General features: G+C 37.6%; 12 protein-coding genes. 5 read left to right on the top strand and 7 right to left on the bottom strand.

The features are described from left to right. The first annotated feature begins 79 nt into the window (after positions 1–79). The gene (locus M902_RS12395; RefSeq protein ID WP_021267959.1) at positions 80–880 is read left to right on the top strand and encodes a TIGR02147 family protein; all 801 of its coding nucleotides are present in this window, start codon (positions 80–82) and stop codon (positions 878–880) included. An 80-nt stretch (positions 881–960) separates the two neighbouring features. Beyond that, complete coding sequence (fumC, locus tag M902_RS12390; protein WP_021267885.1) at positions 961–2,349, top strand: class II fumarate hydratase; 1,389 nt, start codon at positions 961–963, stop codon at positions 2,347–2,349. Positions 2,350–2,355: 6 nt separating this feature from the next. Here the strand turns inward: fumC and M902_RS12385 are convergent, their stop codons facing one another. The 5 genes from M902_RS12385 to acnA all read right to left on the bottom strand — a co-directional run bounded on the left by M902_RS12385 (position 2,356) and on the right by acnA (position 9,242). Next, on the bottom strand, positions 2,356–2,838 hold the full coding sequence (locus M902_RS12385; protein ID WP_021268602.1) for a hypothetical protein: 483 nt from the start codon (positions 2,836–2,838) through the stop codon (positions 2,356–2,358). A 15-nt stretch (positions 2,839–2,853) separates the two neighbouring features. Beyond that, the gene (locus M902_RS12380; protein WP_021268439.1) at positions 2,854–4,875 is read right to left on the bottom strand and encodes a TonB-dependent receptor domain-containing protein; all 2,022 of its coding nucleotides are present in this window, start codon (positions 4,873–4,875) and stop codon (positions 2,854–2,856) included. A gap of 79 nt (positions 4,876–4,954) precedes the next feature. Further along, positions 4,955–5,548 carry an energy transducer TonB gene (locus M902_RS12375; RefSeq protein WP_021268188.1) on the bottom strand — a complete coding sequence of 198 codons (594 nt, stop codon included), beginning with the start codon at positions 5,546–5,548 and terminating at the stop codon, positions 4,955–4,957. Positions 5,549–5,644: 96 nt separating this feature from the next. Continuing rightward, positions 5,645–6,463: an isoprenylcysteine carboxylmethyltransferase family protein gene (locus tag M902_RS12365; protein ID WP_021268349.1), complete on the bottom strand. Its 819-nt coding sequence runs from the start codon at positions 6,461–6,463 to the stop codon at positions 5,645–5,647. Between the two features lie 151 nt (positions 6,464–6,614). Continuing rightward, positions 6,615–9,242: an aconitate hydratase AcnA gene (acnA, locus tag M902_RS12360; RefSeq protein ID WP_021268591.1), complete on the bottom strand. Its 2,628-nt coding sequence runs from the start codon at positions 9,240–9,242 to the stop codon at positions 6,615–6,617. Between the two features lie 144 nt (positions 9,243–9,386). Here acnA and M902_RS12355 point away from each other — a divergent pair, with 144 nt between their 5' ends. Then, positions 9,387–9,590 carry a hypothetical protein gene (locus M902_RS12355; RefSeq protein ID WP_021267799.1) on the top strand — a complete coding sequence of 68 codons (204 nt, stop codon included), beginning with the start codon at positions 9,387–9,389 and terminating at the stop codon, positions 9,588–9,590. A 231-nt stretch (positions 9,591–9,821) separates the two neighbouring features. Beyond that, positions 9,822–11,765: a hypothetical protein gene (locus tag M902_RS12350; RefSeq protein WP_021268517.1), complete on the top strand. Its 1,944-nt coding sequence runs from the start codon at positions 9,822–9,824 to the stop codon at positions 11,763–11,765. Positions 11,766–12,005: 240 nt separating this feature from the next. Here the strand turns inward: M902_RS12350 and katG are convergent, their stop codons facing one another. Together katG and M902_RS12340 are read right to left on the bottom strand one after the other, a co-directional pair. After that, complete coding sequence (katG, locus tag M902_RS12345; RefSeq protein WP_021268653.1) at positions 12,006–14,204, bottom strand: catalase/peroxidase HPI; 2,199 nt, start codon at positions 14,202–14,204, stop codon at positions 12,006–12,008. A gap of 240 nt (positions 14,205–14,444) precedes the next feature. Then, entirely contained in the window at positions 14,445–14,963 is a 519-nt protein-coding gene (locus M902_RS12340; protein WP_040314793.1) for a peroxiredoxin, read from the bottom strand. Positions 14,964–15,087: 124 nt separating this feature from the next. Here M902_RS12340 and M902_RS16790 point away from each other — a divergent pair, with 124 nt between their 5' ends. Continuing rightward, entirely contained in the window at positions 15,088–15,594 is a 507-nt protein-coding gene (locus tag M902_RS16790; RefSeq protein ID WP_021268107.1) for a methylated-DNA--[protein]-cysteine S-methyltransferase, read from the top strand. Position 15,595 lies beyond the last annotated feature (1 nt).

The raw sequence follows: 15,595 nt of genomic DNA, 5'->3' as shown, positions 1-15,595 counted from the left end.
GCTTTATATCTAAATAAATGACACGTATCTATATAAAAGTTATAATCTTATTACTTATTATGTTATAAAATACTAACTTATGAATATATATGATTTTACTGACTATAGAGAATACCTAAGAGAATGCCTTGGCCCAAAGTCGAAGAATTTGACGAGAAAATCCCTGAGCGAAGAGCTTAATTGCCAGCTTTCCTTCATTAATCAGGTACTAACTTTTCGATCACACCTTTCTCTAGAACATGCAATTAAAACATCAAACTACCTACAATTAACGGATGAGGAAAAAGACTATTTTCTTCTCATGATACAAAAAGATCGTGCTGGAAGTGTGGAGCTTGAAGAGTATTTCCTCGAAAAAATTAATGAAGTACAAAACAAGCGTAAGGAGATCACGAATCGAATAAAGGCTTCCAATACACTTACGAGTGAAGTTCAAATGAAGTACTACTCAAGCTGGTACTATGTTGCAATTCACATTCTAACGGCCCTTCCTACATTCAATAAAGCTCAGGATATCGCATCTCATTTAAAGTTAAGTATTAAAGTTGTTAAAGATGCTCTTGATTTTCTTATTGATAAAAATTTTGTCACTATTGACCTTAATGGCAATCTTGCCATTGGTAGTACGAGAATCCATCTCCCCCAGGGTTCTGATATGCTTCCACGCCATCATGTTAACTGGCGACAAAAGGCCATGGAATCAGTTGATGATGTGAAAGAAAATGATCTTCATTATTCAAGCTTACTTGGTATTTCAAGAAAAGACCTACCGGTACTAAAAGAAAAGATTTTAAAACTACTCGAAGATTTTGAAGTCGTCTTAAACGAAACGGGGGAAGAAATTCCCGTTGTCTTCACATTGGATCTATTTGAGTTATAAGAAGTTCCACACTTAACCTTTCTTAAGGTTGGCCTAATAAGTTTCTATACTAGAATCTAAACAGTAAAAAAGGAATTGTGATGGAATTTAGGATCGAAACCGATAGTATTGGTGAAATTAAAGTAGAGTCTTCTCGCTACTGGGGAGCACAAACTCAACGTTCATTGCAAAACTTCAAGATTGGCAGGGATCATTTTACACGTGAAATGATAAGAGCACTTGGAATCCTTAAAAAAGGTGCAGCTCTTGCTAACCAAGAGCTTGGGAAACTATCAAAAGAAAAAGCTGACCTCATTACACAAGCAGCTGACGAAGTTATCAAAGGAAAACTTGATGAACACTTCCCTCTTGTTGTCTGGCAAACTGGATCTGGTACTCAAACAAATATGAATGCAAATGAAGTTATTTCAAATCGCGCTATTGAAATTAGTGGTGGAATTATGGGATCCAAAAATCCAATTCACCCTAATGATGATGTCAACAAGTCGCAGTCATCGAATGACACATTCCCAACGGCCATGCATATTGCGGCCGTAGAACAAATTGAAGATCATTTAATTCCATCACTCAATCGTCTTATCAAGGCCTTTGAAAAGAAGACAAATGAGTTTCAAGATATCGTAAAAATTGGAAGAACACACTTAATGGATGCAACTCCACTTACTCTAGGGCAAGAGTTTTCCGGCTACACAGCACAACTTCAAGGAGCGAGAAAAGACATACTCCATTCGATAGAAGGTTTAAGAGAAATTGCTCTAGGCGCAACAGCAGTTGGAACAGGACTTAATACACATCCAGAATATGCAAAACTAGTGGCACAAAAAATCTCAGAGATTACGGGAAAAAAATTTATCACTGCACCTAATAAGTTTGCATCTCTTGCTGCACACGATGCTATTGTTACAGGCTCAAGTAGTATGAGAAGGCTTGCAACGGCCTTGTTAAAAATTGCAAATGATATTAGGTGGTTGGCCAGTGGGCCACGTTGCGGAATTGGAGAAATTTCAATTCCAACTAACGAACCTGGTTCATCAATCATGCCAGGGAAAGTAAATCCTACGCAGTGTGAGGCCATTACGATGGTGTGTGTACAAGTCCTAGGTAATGATGCCACGATCGGCTTTGCAGGAACTCAAGGAAATTTCGAGCTTAATGTTTATAAACCCGTTATGATTCATAACTTTCTCCACTCACTCATACTGCTTACTGACTCAATGGATTCTTTTAATGAGAATTGTCTCACTGGAATTAAACCAAATTATGAAAATATAAAAAAGCATCTAAGTAATTCTCTAATGCTTGTGACAGCTTTAAATCAACATATTGGCTATGATAATGCAGCTAAGATTGCAAAGAATGCACATGCTAAGGGGTCAACACTTAAGGAATCGGCAATTGAACTAGGACTTTTAAGTGCAGATGATTTTGATAAATACGTTGTGCCATCTAAGATGACACAACCTTTATAAAATATATTATTGTTTTTTGTAGTGATAAATTGGAGAACCGCCAGCTTCACGACATGTCTTATAATTTGTAAAAGTATCTTTCACACTAAGAACAAGCTTTCCATCGCTATACTCGTAATCAAAAATTGATCCATTTGATTCAACACCAAAGTGTTGCTTCTTTAAGATTCCTTCCCATACACCAAGATTACACTTAACTTTAGTCATTTCAAGTCCGCCTTGATACTGACCAGGGCCAATATACTTAAACTCACCTGAATTAACTTGAGTACAATTTAGTAAGTATGGTGCCCACTTTGCACTCTTTGCAATTGCCGTCATCTCAGCATTTTCTTCTGCAATCTTAAGAGTCACATTATATCTCATAAATGCTCCACCAAGTTTAAGAGTCTCTCCAGTCGTACACTCAATACGATCGAGAAGATATGTCCCTTGAGGAATCGTTGCAAATGCTGATGTTACCATTAAGAATGCTAAAATTGTTTTCATTAAAAACTCCGTTTATTAAAAATGCTTTATTTTATATTGAAGACTCATTTTAAAATTTCGACCAACTTCATGAATATATGAGCCGTGTCTTCGATATGATTTATCAGTTAAGTTATCAAGCCTAGTCGTTATCTTAAGACCATTTAAAATTCCATAAGAAAACTCTTTTGAAGCAAAAATATTATGAAGAGTATACCCTGGCGTTGCCGTTGTTCTCTCAAGTGAAGCGGGGTTCACTCGATCTTGCCTCATTGCCATCAGTGCACCGTACCCTAGCTTTATACCATATTGATCAAGGTAATAGCTGAAACCTAGTGTATAGGTATTTGCTGGCATATTAGAAAGCCACATCTTTCTTGAATTGTCCCAACCAACACTTCGAGAATACCCTGCGGTAAGCTCAAATTGATCATAGAGATACTTAAGGTCAAATTCCTGTCCGTACAGAGTCACCTTATCACGGTTAACAAATTGAGTTGTACCATTTTTTCCATCAATAATGGCATAATCAATTACTTCTTGATCAATATAGTCACGTGCTTTTGAGATATAACCGCTTGCCCTAAATGTAAGGAGATCCAAATCAGAAAAAAGTTGTTTCTTAAACTCTGTTCCAAACTCAAGTGTGTTTGATGTCTCAGGTTTTAGATCTAAATTTGTCACAAAGTAATTATCGGAAATGAAGAATCCATCCCCTGGGCGATGTAGTCCTGTTGCATAGACCTCTTGTACATCTGGAGAATTAAAACCTTGTGAGAAATTAGAGAAAAAATTAAAACCTTTGAATTCGTAATTTACAAAGATTTTTGATGAAAGATTATTATCTTTTACATCCGCAAAGTTTGAATTCTTCGACTCAAGTTTATAGTCACTAAAGCGGATTCCTGGTGCAACGCTAAGTCCCCCTGCTTTATAATTCATCTGTGCAAAAGCCGCTGCTTCTGTAATCTGACCATCAGGATAGTCTGAGACACTACCACTTGAACTTTTGCCAGTAACCTTATCAATTGTTGCGTCAGCGCCAATAACAAGTTTTAAATCATCTCTTAAATTGAGCTGATCTTTTATTCGCGTACCAATTGTTTCGATATTTCTCTCTTCCTTTCGGCCATCACTATCACGTAGCTGTTTATTAAACTGTTCAGAGAAATAGAGATTTCCTACAAGCCCCTTTCTCTTATACTCAGCACTAACAGACTCACGCTTTATGATCGTTTTCCCCTGAAGGGTTGTCAGATCACTTGGAGGATCAAGAGTTGCATTTAGCGGAGACTCATCTTCAAGATTATAAATCTCTGCACTAAGTTTAACTTTCTGAGAACTCTTTAAATCAAAAGCAAATTTTGTTGAAAAATTATATGATTCAAAGGCAGAGTTTTTTAACGTCGTATCATCGCTTAGCTTAAGATCCTTTGAGTCTTTAAAACCGGCACTAAGGAGATAATCTCCGCCATCCATAAGCCCAAATGTTTTTACAGACTCAGCATTCATATTTGAAGCTTCTTCAAAAGAGTATTTTAGGATACTCCCTGATTTTTCACCGGCCTTTAAATAATCGCTCCCATCTTTAGTGACAAAGGACATTCCGCCACCAAGACTGATTCCCTGAGAGTAGTCTGTATTCGACTTAAAAATATCAACTTTCTTTATACTGTCTGGATCAACTGCGAGATGAGAGTAGTTATGATTTGAAAAATAAAAAGTTTGTTTAACACCATCGATATTTACAAATAACTTATTTGCTTCAAGGCCACGAACTTGTGGGGTTTCACCAATAGAGCGCGGACCTCCTTTAGTAGTAGCACCAGAAGTATTTTTTAGAACATCATCGATACTTTGAGCGACTTCTTCTTCAAGTTCATCAGATGTAATTTCATCCTGTAATCCTAAAGTAGTACTTTGTCCCTCTTCATAGGCCTCTACCTCGTCGGTAATATAAATCGACTCAAGACGGTTTACATCTTGCGCAAAGATAAGTGAATTTGTGAGAAGGCCTAAAAATACTAATAAGTATTGGCCATCAAACTTTTTTATCATATAGGCAAACTAGCATATTTGAACTGATTTTTGGAATGGTTTTAATAAAGAAGTTAGTTTTTACAGTGCGTCAATCCTGTTACAATAACTCATATTTAATCGGAATTGCGACCTTAAGAACTTCTGACTTTAGAAAATCTGGCATCCGAGGTAATTTCCCAAGGGCCTCTATTGTCTCTAGGGCGGACCTATCGAGAATGGCATGACCGCTGCCCTTTTTAATCTGAATATTAGAAAGATGGCTTGGGTATGAGACCTCAAAGTAGATATCAACAACACCTTGTTTTTTTAACATCTTGGCCACCCTAGGATAGCGTTTCTGGGCAAGAATTTGATCTCTAATCGATTTGAGGTACTTGGCCTTCTCACTCGCCACTCCAGTGTCGATGACTTTTTTAATCACTGGAGCGTTCTCTTGGGACTGCTCAACTAGCTTAGTAGCTTTCTTCTGCACTAGCTGTTTTGAACGGGCCTTTTTTTGAGTAAGCTTCTTAGGTGATTCAGTGACTTTCTTTACTTTCACTAAACGTCTGATCTGAATGGCCGGAGCCTGATTTACTGAAAAATGCGTACTCGAAGACTTTGGCCTCAAAACTGAAGCTGTCCCAAATATTAATAATCCATGAATTCCTATCGAAAAAATTGTCGAATAGAGAAAACGATTCTTGCGCATAAGCCTTATTATCACCAAATGGATCTAAATTCACAAATGCTTTTCTATTCATGAAGAATTTTCAATAAATGAGAGGGAGACAAAGCCCCCTCAAGATCAAGCGGCCTTGTTTCTTTGTTTGTCCTCATCTTTCTTTTGATTTTTTTGTTTAGTTTCACTGGCCTTAATATCATTTGGGCCAATGATATCAAAAGTTGGAACAATGGTCTTAACACGAATTCGATAGTCCATATAGCGACTCCCCCATTGCCTAACAAGATCCCTTTCTTCAATAGAAACTCCACCGACAATATAGGCCGAAAAAATTCCACTAAACATCAGATGGTCAACGGTCATTTCTGGAGAAAACCACATACCGATAAGTGAACCTGTCATAAGCGGGTGACGATCAAAACTGTACATCCAGCTCTCTTGAAAAGGGATACGCTGAATTGGTCTTCCTCGATAATAATTATAAACTTGTTCCAATCCAAATAACTCAAAGTGATTTAAAGCAAAACTTGCCACAAATAAGTAGGCCCATCCAGCAACTCCAATACTCATAATGAGAGTAGATGCCACCGCATTTTCGATATTCCACATAACAACACCATTCTTAGGCCAAAATAGAATTGCACAGTGAAGAGTAATTCCGGACATCATTACATAAAGAGATCGTTCAGCGGCTTCAGGAATATACTGATTAATAAATTTTTTAAATCTTTCTCTGGCCATTATTGTATGCTGAGCTATAAACAAAGCGGAAAGTCCAATGGCAATAACAAATGCACTACCAAGAGAATCCGTAGTGTAATCCACAATTCCATATTGAAATGGAATTACGCCTAACATGCTACCTATCCAACCAACGAGAGCTGAAAAGCCCACTAAATAACTAATCACCCCAAATGTTAAGACACCTGTTTTGTTCGTCATATTATCCTTCCTATGTTTTTGTGAGTTCTTTCATTATAAAATGAAAATCAACACGGAAGTAGAGCTCCTAAAGGGCCATACGAAAAGCTCTAAACACTTAATTGCACTGCAAGTTTAGATAAATTAGTAATTTTTGGTTTTTTATAAAATCTTAACGATTTTGCATCTCTCTTAGAACCATTTGCAAAATACCACCATGTGTATAGTAATCCACTTCGGCTTGAGCATCGACTCTTAGAATAACTTCAAATTTTTCGATACTACCATCTTCACGTTTCATCTTAATCAAAAGCTCCTTACGAGGTGTTATTCCTTCTGCAATCCCTTCGATCGAAAATGTTTCTAGACCTGTTATTTTGAGAGTTCTAGCATTTTGACCTTCTTTAAACTGCAAAGGAAGTACACCCATGCACACAAGGTTACTACGATGAATTCTCTCGTAGCTTTCTGCAAGTACCGCCTTAATACCTAAGAGAGTTGTTCCTTTAGCGGCCCAGTCACGAGAACTTCCCGATCCGTATGCACTACCTGCGACAACAACAAGAGGAACTTTTTCTGTTTCATAGCGTTTAGAAGCATCATAAATACTCATTTGTTCCCGACTTGGTAAATGAGTTGTCCAAGGGCCTTCTGTACCTGGGGCCATTTCATTTCTTAAGCGAATATTTCCAAACGTCCCACGAATCATAACTTCATGGTTTCCTCGTCGTGAGCCAAAACTATTAAAGTCTTTTTGTGAAACACCTTGCTCAATTAAATACTTTCCAGCTGGAGAATCCTTTCCTATCGTTCCGGCCGGTGAGATATGATCTGTCGTAATTGAGTCTCCAAGTAAACACATAACCCTTGCATCATTAATATTTTCTAATGGTGCAACTTTTTCAGGTAGGTTTACGAAGAAGTCTGGTTCTCTGACATAAGTTGAGTCATCTTGCCACTCAAAAAGATCACCTTTAGGAACGGCCATACTCTTCCACTTCTCATCACCAGCAAAGATTCTTCCATACTCATATTCATATTGCTCAGAACTAACAGAAGAAGAAATGAGCTCTTGCACTTCGGATGCCGATGGCCAAATATCTTTTAAATAAATATCTTTACCATTTGCATTCTGACCAATTGCTTCACTCGATAGATCACAAAGAAATGTTCCTGTCAGTGCATAAGCAACACACAGAGGTGGAGAGGCCAAGTAACTTGCTTTAATCTGACTATGTACTCGTCCTTCAAAGTTTCTATTCCCAGACAAAACTGAAACAACCGCAAGATTATTATCATTAATATCTTTTGCAACATCTTCTGGTAGAGGGCCAGAGTTACCGATACAAGTAGTACAACCATAACCAACAAGATTAAAGCCTAACTCTTCAAGATATGGTAAAAGCCCTGCTTTTTTTAAATAATTAGTTACCACTCGAGATCCTGGAGCTAAAGAAGTTTTAACCCAAGGTTTGGTTTTGAGACCGGCTTCAACGGCCTTCTTTGCCACAAGACCTGCAGCTAACATGACAGATGGGTTTGAAGTATTTGTACAACTTGTAATTGCAGCTATTGCCACGTCACCGTGTTTGATAACTTTACCATCATTTTTTTCAACCTTAAAATTATCATCAAACGACTTACGAGCACTACCAAGGCCAACTCTTTGCTGAGGAAGTTTTGGCCCGGCTAAACTTGGAACAACACGACTCAAGTCGAGATCAAGCACTTCACTAAATTGTGGTTCCTTGTCTCCATCTCTTCTAAATAACCCTTGTTCTTTTGTATACTTTTCGACTAGCTCAACCTTTTCACCTCGACCAGTCATAACTAAATAATCAAGGGTAGCTTGATCTACTGGAAATAAGGTTGCTGTCGCACCAAATTCTGGTGACATATTTGAAAGAGTTGCGCGATCTGCAATACTTAAATTACTTAGGCCATCTCCAAAAAACTCAACGAATTTTCCAACAACACCATGACTTCGTAACATCTCAGTAAGCGTTAGTACTAAATCAGTAGCAGTTGCACCGGCAGGAAGAGTTCCTTTCGTTCGTACACCAATAACAATTGGTTCAGGTAGAAACATCGGTTGCCCAAGCATTGCCGCCTCTGCTTCGATTCCACCAACTCCCCATCCTAGAACCCCCAGTCCATTAATCATAGGAGTATGAGAGTCCGTTCCAACTAATGTATCAGGAATCGCCCAGCCTTTTTTACTTTGAACAACATGACCAAGATGTTCCAAATTTACTTGGTGGCAAATTCCCATGCCAGGAGGAACAACACGAAAGTCTTGAAAAGCTTGCTGTGCCCAATTTAAAAGAGCATATCTTTCTGCGTTTCTTTCATATTCAAGTTCGAGGTTTTTTTCATATGCCTGTGCATTACCAAAATTATCAACTTGGACAGAGTGATCAATAACCAGATCAACGCCTACATAAGGGTTTACTTTTTTGGGATCGCCTCCGGACCTTGCCATAGCGCTTCTCATTGCGGCCAAATCAACAACAGCGGGTACACCTGTAAAGTCTTGCATTAAAACACGTGCAGGCATAAAGGCCAGTGCAGCATTCTTATCATAACCACTTCCCCACTTAACCAAAGCTTCAACATCAGTTAACTTCACATCTTTTCCATCAACTCTTCTCGCAATATTTTCAATAAGAATTTTAATGGTATGTGGAAGAGACTCTAATTCAACATCATATTTTTCACATAAGTTTTTAAGACTTACATATGAAAGCTTTTCATTTTCTAACTCTAATAACATCTCTATTTCTTTGGCCATATTTTCCATAAAATACCCTTGATAAAAATTTAAAATGTTTTTCTATATTTTACTTTTCGGATGAATATTAATGATATTAAATTTTTATCATTTATTTTTTTTCGAATTGAGTGATAGAATAAGAGTAACTAACTAAACTAATAAGGAATATATATGAATTATGAATTACCTCCCCATAACGTCGGTGTTGAAGAGTTTAAAGGCAATAAGATTTTTAAAATTTATAAAGTAGATGATGAAGGTAACGAACTAGAAAAGTACGGTACTGTTATGAGCTTTGGATTAACAAAGGCCAAGTATATTCTTGAGCACGTTGATGAAATCAAAAAATTTGTAGATACATTTTCTAAGGAATAGAACAAGGAAGTTTTAAATCAAAAAAGTAATAGCTATTTTGCTAGTGAATGCTACAAGTCATTATGGCCAGGAAGCTGGCCGCACGTCTTAATTTTTCTTAAGATTCTTACTTTTGACTGAATCTGCTCTTAAAGTCTCCAATCGTATTTGCAATAAACAATTTGAGCTATTATAGTTTCTCCAAATTTACTTAGGGATAAAATTTTATATTGTAATACATAGGATAGTAATATGAAGTACTTTTTATTCCTTGCCGTCTTAGTGCAAAGTTTTTCATTCGCATTCTCTCATGAAAGCACTCTCAACAACGAACTAAAGTCATTATTCAATGGTTTCAAAGAAGATATTATTTTCAATATCAATAAAGAGATTAAAGAGAATTTTAACAATAAAGAAATTGGAAGCAATTTAAAGCTTATGAGTGCAAATATTACAAAAACTAATATTCTCGACTTTCCTATTGAATTTTATGAGATTGCAGATAGTAAAATTGTAGTCGGAATTCCAGAGTCTAATAAGTGGAAATTAAAACTTAGAGCTCGCTTAAGATATGAAACGAAATGGTTTCGTATGACAAAACTGATTAAGCTAAATATTAAGGAGCTTAAATTTAAATACGTTATCAACTACGATAGAGACGAAAATAGTGTCATCAGAGTGAAGTCAATTGATACTATCGATAAAAAGTTAAGAATTGATCTCAAAGCATCTAATGTGCTGATTAATGGCCTTCTTGCTGTGGCCAAGAAAGTATTAAAAAAGAAAATTAACAAATCTTTTGATAAGCTTCTACTTCAAGGTAGCGAGCAACTTAAAACAGTATTTGACCTGAACGAACGTTTTAGGCAAGCGACACCAGAGCGTCTTAAGTCTCCTCCAAGATATAGTTTCTCAGACCTAGAAGACACAATCGAGAATATCGAAGATAAAATTGCTCAAAAGCATATGATAAACGGAACTGTTTTAAATCTTAGATATAATAAAAATGATTATATTTCTTGGTTTGATGCATATGGGCCGGATGGACAAGGAACACAAGGCGAAGTTATAGGTTTCGGAACATTCTCAGATGCAGCGATCTGGAATGGAGCCTATCTTGCTTCACAGGCATTTCGCTACAGAGTCTCTCAAAATGAGAAGGCCTTAAATAATATCAGGAGAAATCTAGAAGGAATTGGCAACCTACTTGGTGTTAATGGCTTTACTGGCCTTCTTTCAAGATCTGCTCAACCTCTAAATAGTATGGCCGGCCGAGCACTGATGAAAGATAGAGACCCTCTTGATTATGAGATTGTTGATTATAAAGGCGAGAAATGGGTCAACCATCACGAGAAAAAAGGAATTACAAGAGATCAGTATACTGGAATTATCTTTGGCCTAACAATTACTTATGACTTAATCGAAGATGAAGAGATTAAGACGAAGGCAGCTTCCTATTATCGTATGATGCTTGATTATTTAATTAGAAATAATTGGACGATATCTGAAGATCGTGAAATCAGCATCACACCTTCAAAAGTAATTGCGCCGACAGTTTGGTTTGGAAGTCCTGAGCAGCAACTTAATATGCTTGTCATTGGTGAACACATGTTCCCTGGTCAGTATACGCAAGAGCTTAACCGCATGTCTGAGTTAAGTAAGACGGCCTATATTTTTCACAATATTACGGCCAAGGATAATGTAAATAAGTATTACAAATTCAACCTGCTTAATATGCACTTTTATAACTACTTTAGGTTAGAAAAGGATCAAGAGCGTCGTGCAGATATGCTTAGGTCTTATAAAGTCATTAAATATAGTACAGGTCACCACGATAATTCTTTCTTTAATTTAATTGAGTACTCTTTTAACCCAGAAGCTGTATCAGAAGAAAAGATTACTCGTATTCAAGAAAATCTCGTGCGATTCTTAGAGCGTTCACCAAGGAATGTAAGTATTGTAAAACCACCACTTGAGGATATCGAACTTGTCCAATACCCTGAATACGGCGGAAAAGGTTTCATGTCGATTTCAGCAGACGCTCTTGATATTAGACATCGCCACGCTGGTGGTTCATTCATGTGGCAAAGAGAGCCTTACACAGTTGGTTATGAGAAAAGAGGTGCGGCCTCAGATGAAAATCCTGGCTACGATATCACCCTCATTTACTGGATGAGTAAGTACTACGGCCTGTAGTACTTATTCGACTCAATGGTAATGAGGACGCCCCGCCTTCGAAAACGAGAAGAAGTTAATTTCTTTAATCTCTTTTGTTTGAATTGTTTTGATGTAGCCAAATGATGTCTCTTTCATAAACTCTCCTTATCTCACATTATAAGAAAGAAGAAGTATAGAGAAATTCATAATTGGTATATTTACTATTCTAGGTAGGAATAAAACCTGACCGAGTTGTCTCACTCGGCCAGGCATATAGTCTTATCTTTTCAGATCAAAGCGATCAGCTTGCATTACCTTAGTCCAGGCCTTAACGAAGTCTTGCATGAATTTCTTCTGTCCATCGTTAGCAGCATAAACTTCAGCAATAGCTCTTAGTTCTGCATGAGAACCAAATACTAAGTCTACTGGAGTTGCAGTGTACTTAACTTTTCCTGATTTTCTATCAACACCATTATATAGACCAGGAGTGCTTGATTTCGTCCACTTATTGTCCATCGTCAGAAGGTTTACAAAGAAGTCATTTGTAAGTTTTCCAGGACGCTTAGTGAATACACCATTTTTTGATCCATCTGCATTTGCGTCAAGCGCACGCATACCACCGATTAGAACAGTCATTTCAGGAACAGTTAGACCTAACATATTTGCTTTATCAATTAGCATATAAATAGGAGTTCTTCCTGAATCTTGTGTATAGTAGTTACGGAAAGCATCTGCCTTTGGCTCAAGGAAAGCAAATGAAGTTACATCTGTTTGTCTTTGAGTCGCATCTCCTCGCCCAGAAACAAATGGTACCTTAACTTTGTTACCAGAAGCCTTCTCAATTGCAGCTGCTCCACCAAGAACAATTGTGTCGGCCAGAGAGACTCCATATCTTTTACTAATTTTTTCAAGCTTAGGAATTACTGTATCAACATTAGATACTTTGTTAATTGCCCAATCTTTTTGTGGCGCCAAGCGAATACGTGCACCATTAGCACCACCACGCATATCAGTTCCACGGTATGTAGAAGCTGATGCCCAAGCAGTTCTAATAAGATCAGACACTGATAGCCCTGATTTTAGAATATCAGATTTAATTGCCGAAGCTGTTGTATTAGAAAACTTCTTTCCTTTAGGAGTTGGATCTTGCCATTTAAACGACTCCTTCGGAACTTCTTTACCAATATAGCGCGCCTGTGGCCCCATATCACGGTGAGTAAGCTTGAACCAAGCCTTAGCAAATGCGTACTCAAATTTCTTTGGGTCATCTAAGAAACGTTGTCCAATTTTGTTATAAATAGGGTCTTCTTTTAAAGCTAAGTCAGTTGTGAACATAATTGGTGCATGACGCTTACCCTTTATATGAGCATCAGGAACCATTGCCGCAGCACCGTCATCAGTTGGTATCCACTGGTGTGCTCCTGCTGGAGACTTAACTAACTTCCATTCAAAAGAAAATAAATTATCGAGGAAACCTGTTGTCCACTGTGTAGGAGTAGCATTCCAAGCACCTTCAAGTCCTGAAGTAATTGTATCTTCTGAGTGACCCTTTCCACACTTATTCTTCCAACCAAAACCTTGATTCTCAATAGGGGCCCCAGCTGGATCTTTTTCAAGACAATCATCAGGCTTATGAGCACCGTGTGCCTTACCGAAAGTGTGACCACCAGCGATTAGAGCAACTGTTTCTTCATCATCCATTCCCATTCTTCCAAATGTTTCACGAATATCTTTTGCAGCTAGTAATGGATCTGGTTTTCCGTTTGGCCCTTCAGGATTTACATAGATTAATCCCATTTGAACGGCAGCAAGAGGTTTCTCAAGCTCTCTCTCACCTTTGTATCTTTTATCTCCTGCAAGCCACTGAGTTTCAGGGCCCCAGTAAACAAGATCAGCTTCCCAATCATCAGTACGTCCCCCGGCAAAACCAATTGTTTTAAATCCCATATCTTCAAGAGATACGTTCCCAGCTAGAACCATTAAGTCGGCCCATGAGATTTTATTCCCGTATTTCTTTTTGATAGGCCAAAGTAGACGCCTTGCCTTATCGAGGGAAACATTATCTGGCCAACTATTAAGTGGCTCAAAACGTTGTTGGCCACCACCGCCACCTCCGCGGCCGTCGTGACTTCTATATGTACCAACACTATGCCATGCCATGCGAATAAAGAATGGCCCGTAGTGACCATAGTCTGCTGGCCACCAGTCTTGTGATGTCGTTAATGTTTTTCTAATGTCTTCTTTTACTGCAGAAAGATTTAGCTTTTTAAATTCTTTTGCATAATTAAATTTAGGTCCTAGTGGACTTGATTCCACTGAGTGCTGTCTTAGAGGTGTTAAATCGATTCGGCTCGGCCACCAAAAGCTATTTGGCTTGGCTTCACCGCTTGCAAATTGCTGGCCCATTTTTTCATTTGAGTTAGATGCACAACTCAAAAGAGCTACAGTAGCAATCAGCAAAGGTAGTTTTCTTTTCATATTTGGCTCCTTTGAAAATCTATGTTTTCGATGCAATCAGTATCGATGAAAGACAGATCTAAAGATAATATATTTTGTCTATATCAGAATAGATTTTGACTATGAAAGCTCAAACTTAATTTTTCTTAACTATCAATGCTAGAGGTCAAAATATTATTAAATAAATAGAATAATTAGATATCGTAAGGAAAAAATTGACTGTTTACCCTCAATACAGAGATATATCGAGGGCATTAGATTTTATTTGTTCTTTTGTAGTTGAGCTAATTTTTTAGAGACGTGATCCGCATCTAGCATTGGATCAACATCACGATCAATTGCCACAATCTTTAAATTTGGATCTATGATAAAAGTCCATCTTTTAGATATATTAAATACGGCCATCTTCGCTCCAAACTTCTTTGTGACTTTACCATCCTCGTCAGAGAGAAGATCAAATTGAAGAGAATGCTCTTCATGAAATGCTGCTTGATCTTTTACAGAGTCAGTACTGATTCCGTAAACTTCGGCACCGAGTTTTCTAATTGATTTGATACTATCGCGAAAAGCACAAGCTTGCTTTGTACAACCAGGAGTTCCTGCTTTTGGATAGAAATATAAAACAGTCCACTCTCCTTTTCGTGACATCATAGAAAAATCTTTGCCCTCATGATTCTTTACAGTAAACTTCGGAACATTTTGTCCTAGCTTAACTTCTTCTCCATAGGCAAAAGAGAACATGATACACATGACTATAAATAAACGTCTAATTACATTCATACTTCCTCCAGAAATTTAAAATTAGTTAATTTTAGCTCTCTTAATTATATATACGCAATAAACTTCAAAATAGATTACTTAATCATAAGTTCTTTTTAAGATTTGAAGGTGCTATAATTGCCACATGACTGATAGACAAATTGAGTTTCATTCAAAATTTGGCACAATTTATATTTGTGCTAATGAAAATGGAGTTTCTTATCTTGGCTGGGAAGATCAAGAATACGACGGTCCTCACTATGAGGATGATGAGCGTATCGCTAAATATCTCAATGAGGCCCACGATCAACTCGAAGAATACTTTGCAGGAAGCCGTAAAAAGTTTTCGATTCCATTAAGTATCAACAAGGGAACGGTCTTCCAAAAACAAGTTTGGGCGCAGCTTCTCAATATTCCTTATGGTGAAGTGACGACATATTCTGATATTGCTCAAAAGGTTGGCTCACCTAAGGCTGTGCAAGCAGTGGGAAGTGCTAATGCCAAAAATCCAATTTGTTTAATCATTCCTTGTCACCGTGTCATCGCAAAGTCTGGAGAACTCTCGGGTTACGTAGCCGGAGCAGATATTAAAGAGGCCCTTCTAAATCATGAGGGTGGTACGCGGACACTTTTCGACAATTCAATGAGTTGAG

Origin of the sequence: Bacteriovorax sp. BAL6_X (assembly GCF_000443995.1) — a bacterium.
GTDB lineage: Bacteria > Bdellovibrionota > Bacteriovoracia > Bacteriovoracales > Bacteriovoracaceae > Halobacteriovorax_A.
The sequence above is the reverse complement of the archived record's forward strand: the minus strand, read 5'-3'. Positions and strand labels throughout refer to the sequence as shown.

What these genes read in the sequence shown, in the direction of transcription:
- M902_RS12395 (WP_021267959.1), top strand. Translation starts at nt 80, where the DNA reads ATGAATATATATGATTTTACTGACTATAGAGAATACCTAAGAGAATGC.
- M902_RS12355 (WP_021267799.1), top strand. Translation starts at nt 9,387, where the DNA reads ATGAATTATGAATTACCTCCCCATAACGTCGGTGTTGAAGAGTTTAAA.
- acnA (WP_021268591.1), bottom strand. Translation starts at nt 9,242, where the DNA reads ATGGAAAATATGGCCAAAGAAATAGAGATGTTATTAGAGTTAGAAAAT.
- M902_RS12380 (WP_021268439.1), bottom strand. Translation starts at nt 4,875, where the DNA reads ATGATAAAAAAGTTTGATGGCCAATACTTATTAGTATTTTTAGGCCTT.
- katG (WP_021268653.1), bottom strand. Translation starts at nt 14,204, where the DNA reads ATGAAAAGAAAACTACCTTTGCTGATTGCTACTGTAGCTCTTTTGAGT.
- fumC (WP_021267885.1), top strand. Translation starts at nt 961, where the DNA reads ATGGAATTTAGGATCGAAACCGATAGTATTGGTGAAATTAAAGTAGAG.
- M902_RS16790 (WP_021268107.1), top strand. Translation starts at nt 15,088, where the DNA reads ATGACTGATAGACAAATTGAGTTTCATTCAAAATTTGGCACAATTTAT.
- M902_RS12375 (WP_021268188.1), bottom strand. Translation starts at nt 5,548, where the DNA reads ATGCGCAAGAATCGTTTTCTCTATTCGACAATTTTTTCGATAGGAATT.
- M902_RS12385 (WP_021268602.1), bottom strand. Translation starts at nt 2,838, where the DNA reads ATGAAAACAATTTTAGCATTCTTAATGGTAACATCAGCATTTGCAACG.
- M902_RS12350 (WP_021268517.1), top strand. Translation starts at nt 9,822, where the DNA reads ATGAAGTACTTTTTATTCCTTGCCGTCTTAGTGCAAAGTTTTTCATTC.
- M902_RS12365 (WP_021268349.1), bottom strand. Translation starts at nt 6,463, where the DNA reads ATGACGAACAAAACAGGTGTCTTAACATTTGGGGTGATTAGTTATTTA.
- M902_RS12340 (WP_040314793.1), bottom strand. Translation starts at nt 14,963, where the DNA reads ATGAATGTAATTAGACGTTTATTTATAGTCATGTGTATCATGTTCTCT.